Raw genomic sequence first — 3,304 nt, forward strand, 5'->3', positions numbered from 1 at the left:
GGCTGATACGCGCCGCCGGCTCGTCGTTCGAGATCGCCTCGGCCGTCAACCCCGCCTGCGTCCTCGACGTGGCGGCCGCGAACGCCTCCAACGGCGCCAACGTCCAGCTCTACGCCTCCAACGGCAGTGCCGCCCAGAGGTTCGGACTGACGTCGGTCGTCTGACGCGGGGCTTTGTTTTGATGAGAGCTCTTTCGCTGGTATAGAGAGAGTTCGTGTCAAAGCCAGACGAGTCGGAAGCGTTCCCCCGATCGTTCTGCAGCTTTTTTGGACAAATGAGCGCAATGGGTAGCTTTGTCACAAAGCGCCCCAAATTTTGGTATGCTGAAATTATCCATAAATGCAGCAAAAACGTTGAATGGAGATTATGCATGAAGAGGTTAGGCGGCGCACAAAAAACTGAGCACGTGTTAGCTGCAAATCATCGACATGATGACAAGCGCGCCTTCTTTGGCTCAAATGAACCGCTTCGAGGTTTGACGAATGTACTTTTGGCATTCGTTCTTGCGTGTGGATTGGTGCCCGTGGCGACAGTGTTTGATAACCATGCTTATGCCGATAATGCCGCCGACTCGACTGCAGGCTCAGTACAGAAAAATGACAAAGAGATGATCATCGTCTATGAGGACGAGGCTCTTGGACTTGACGAAAGCTTGAACTCGAGTGCCCGTTCCGCGGAAACAACATTGCAGGACATCGGTGTCGTCGATCAGGAAGAGGTTGCTCCAACAACCGAAGGCCATGGCTCCGTCGCTCTGGCGCAGTTGTCTGACGATGTTTCAATGGATGAGGCTATCCAACAGGTGGAAGCGGCTCCGGGCATCGCATACGCACAGCCGAACTACGCGTATTCGCTGCTTGCAACCACCTCTGATCCGTACTGCGTGTCTGATGCGGCAGGGACTACAACGGACGACCAGCAATACCTGTTCGACAGCAAGATTGTGGACGCATGGGATTACGCCAAAGCTGAAGGCTCGGTGACTGTTGCAGTGGTGGACACCGGTTGCAACCTTGCTCATGTCGACCTCCAGGGCACGGTAGACGCAGAACATGCCTACGACGCCGCATCAGGAATGCCGCTCAGCCAAAGTGGTGTAGCCAATAACGGCGACGCCATCGGCCATGGAACGCTGGTCTCGGGCGTTATTGCGGCCCAGGCCGATAACGGACAGGGCATTGCTGGAGCCTCATACAACGCGAACGTCCTCCCCATCAAGGTTTTTGATGACCAGAACGTGTGCACGTCAGCGGATATCATAGCCGCCTACGCTTATCTGGATGAACTCGTCAAAACAGGTGCCGTTTCCAATCTGCGCGTCATCAACATGAGCTTGGGTTATTATTCGGACGGTGGCGATCAAGCAGACCAAGCGCTGCGCGACTCCATCGCGAACATGCTCAGCGAGCATGATGTGCTCACCATTTGCGCAGGGGGCAACGGAGACGCCTCGGGTTCGGCAAGCACCGCCGCCTGCTATCCATCCGACTTCGATGAATGCCTCTCGGTGACGGCGCTCGACGAGGCGGGCGCGAATGCTGCATTCTCTGACTACAATGCGGCGAAGGATATCAGTGCCCCTGGTGTCAACATCCTCTCCACCGGCGTTGATGGCGGCTATGCGTCGGCAACGGGTAGCTCGATGTCGGCACCGCTGGTATCAGGCGCGGCTGCCTTGCTCTGGACGGCGGATCCCGGCCTTGCGGCTTCGGAAGTAGTTGATGTCTTGCAAAGGACTGCTGCGGACGTGACGGGAAACGCGCATTCCGGTAGCGGCAGCGCGGGTGCGCTGGACGCATGCGCTGCTGTCGCCGAGGTGCTAGGTGCTGCCGTGGAAGGCGATGGCGCACTTGATGAAGACGATCCGGAGCTTGCTGACGATGCGAACGAGAACGCCGTTATAGGTTCGGGCGGCGACCCTGCTGATGCTCCTGAGGCGGGGGCATCGGGTGGCGCCAACGAAGAGGATTCCGCGTCTGGCACGATGGAAGAGAAAGAGAACAGCTGGCGCTACAAAGATGGTGAGCTACAAACGGGTGTGGTGGGATCTGGGTCGAGTTCCTCGAATATCCTCCCGTATGGTGCAGACAGCACGTGGACGAAAAGCGGTTCGACGTGGAGCACAATGCATGGCGGTTCTCGTATGACGGTTACCGATGCAAAAGCATTCGGGATAGACGTGTCCGAACATAATTCAAACATCAATTGGACTCGCGCTAAAGCTGCAGGAGTTGAGTTCGCAATTATTCGCTGCGGCTATGGCATGAACCAGAGCAATCAGGATGACGACTGGTTCTTCCAGAACGTTCGCGGCTGCTTAGATAACGGTATACCTTTCGGAATTTATCTGTACTCTTACGCTGACGGCACCTCGCGCGCTTCGAGCGAGGCCGACCACGTGCTGAGACTTCTGAGAGAGGCTGGGTTGAATCCATCGAGCCTTGCTTATCCGGTATATTACGACCTTGAGGAGAAAAGTCTTGAAAACACGGCCAATAGGGGCTTGCTCGCGAATATCGCGAAGACGTTCTGCAATAAGATATCGAATGCCGGCTATACCCCTGGAGTGTACGCCAACGCGAACTGGTTCACCAACTATTTGACCGATCCGTGCTTCAACAACTGGTCGAAATGGGTTGCATCATATCCTTATCGGGGATCGGAGAACGCAAAGACTACCTATAACGGTACCTATGACATGTGGCAGTGCATGTCAACTGGTAGAGTGGACGGCATTAATACGGCTGTTGATATCAATTTTGACTATGTCGCCTTCATGTTGGGTGGAGCCTATATGGAAGAAGACTACTCCACTCCCTCCACTCCCTACAGTCGCACTGTTGCCGATGGTGAATATGTAATTAATAGTTCCCTATCTGCGAATATGGTGTGCGATATCGCCAGTGCTAGTTCTTCACCCGGTGCGAACCTTCAACTTTACACCTCTAATATGACAACTGCTCAGCGTTTTATCTTTTCTTACGATGCTGCGACGGGATTCTATACTATAAAGAACACTCGGTCCGGATTAGTTCTAGGTTTGCGGCAGGTCGGTAGCAGTGGGTATAGTACGAATGTAGCTCAATATGTTGTTGATAGTGGGGACCATTCGCAACGGTGGATTATTCAGGCGAACGGCAATGCATATACGCTTGCATCTGCCGCCAACCCAGCCTACGTCCTCGACGTGGCGGCCGCGAATGCCTCCAACGGCGCCAACGTCCAGCTCTACCGCGCAAACGGATCGACGGCTCAGAGCTTCGCTTTGATAGCAACGAATCCGGCCGTGACGGGCTCGAAGACC

The 3,304-nt window shown here is 54.9% G+C and carries 1 protein-coding gene; it reads left to right on the forward strand.

Features of this window, described 5'->3' with window-relative positions:
• Nucleotides 1-283 precede the first annotated feature (283 nt).
• A partial coding sequence (locus C2L71_RS11770) for a S8 family serine peptidase (protein WP_170042511.1) occupies nucleotides 284-3,304 on the forward strand: 3,021 nt, incomplete at its 3' end.

The organism is Enteroscipio rubneri (assembly GCF_002899715.1).
GTDB classification, from domain to species: domain Bacteria; phylum Actinomycetota; class Coriobacteriia; order Coriobacteriales; family Eggerthellaceae; genus Enteroscipio; species Enteroscipio rubneri.